The 1,402-nt window shown below is 66.3% G+C and carries 1 protein-coding gene; it reads left to right on the forward strand.

Annotated features, from left to right (window positions below):
* Nucleotides 1–349 precede the first annotated feature (349 nt).
* On the forward strand, nucleotides 350–1,402 hold a 1,053-nt coding region (locus KBX34_RS32955; RefSeq protein ID WP_210928974.1), incomplete at its 3' end, for a glycoside hydrolase family 19 protein.

Here is a 1,402-nt window from a genome sequence, read left to right on the forward strand (position 1 = left end):
GCGGGAGGCATAACCGGGACATCACGAAGCCGTTGCATCGACCGTGATGGATCGGAGTATTACAGCGGGATTTCCGGCACGTCAACAAGTTCCGGAATCCGTCCGAAACGAGGTGGGTCGGCGGTGCGCTGGTCCTGACAATCGGCCAATCGCCGTCCGCTGAGTTGGTCCTCGCGGCATCTCTCGCATGATCCGGAAAGTGGCCGAAACTTCCGACGTCCCGCCACCGCTCCGTCGAGGAGGTGGCTCCACCGCAACAGTAAAGAAAGTAAACAGAAAATGTTACAGTCACCTATGTCAATACCTGGCCGGGTCTGCGGCCAGTCGGGTCCCAGGAAGGAGTGGTCACATGACGAGACTGCGCGCGCTGGTCGCGCTGGTGGCACTGACCATCGTCGGCGGGTTGGCTGCGGTCATCCCGTCGACCGCTGCGTCGGCAGCCGCCTGTTCAGCATCGTGGCAGGCCTCGGCCGTCTACTGGGGAGACGCACAGGTCTCCCACAACGGCCGCAACTACCGGGCGAAGTGGTGGACCCAGGCCGAGGTGCCACCGGGTACGACCGGCGTCTGGGAGGATCTCGGCGCATGCGGGGGCGGCACCACGCCGCCGCCCACCGGAGGCACCTGCAACCACCCGAACTGGGCTGCCGGAACCTGGTACGCGGCAGGGGCGATCGTGCGGTACACCAACGGTCTCTACTACGTGGCCGAGCACGACAATCCCGGCTACGACCCCATCGTCAGCACCTGGTACTGGGAGCCCTACACCTGCGGCGGCCAGCCACCCACCACCCCGCCGCCCACCGACCCGGGCGGCTTCGTGGTCACCGAGGCCCAGTTCAACCAGATGTTCCCGGGCCGTAACTCCTTCTACACGTACTCCGGGCTCGTCGCCGCACTCAGCGCCTACCCGGCGTTCGCCAAGAGCGGCAGCGCCACCGTCCAGCGTCAGGAGGCGGCCGCCTTCCTGGCCAACGTGCACCACGAGACCGGCGGCCTCGTGCACGTGGTCGAGCAGAACACCGCGAACTACCCGCACTACTGCGACCCCGGCCAGCCCTACGGATGTCCGGCCGGGCAGGCCGCCTACTACGGGCGTGGGCCGATCCAGCTCAGCTGGAACTTCAACTACAACGCCGCCGGAAACGCCCTCAACCTGCCCCTGCTGACCAACCCGTGGCTGGTGCAGACCGATGCCGCGGTGGCCTGGAAGACCGGAATCTGGTACTGGATGACCCAGAACGGGCCGGGCACCATGACCGCCCACAATGCGATGGTCGGCGGTGCCGGGTTCGGTGAGACGATCCGCAGCATCAACGGCTCGATCGAGTGCAACGGCGGAAACCCCGCCCAGGTGCAGAGCCGCGTCACGAAGTACCAGCAGTTCGTCGGCATCCTCGGT

It is taken from the genome of Micromonospora sp. M61, from assembly GCF_018070245.1.
GTDB lineage: Bacteria > Actinomycetota > Actinomycetes > Mycobacteriales > Micromonosporaceae > Micromonospora > Micromonospora zamorensis.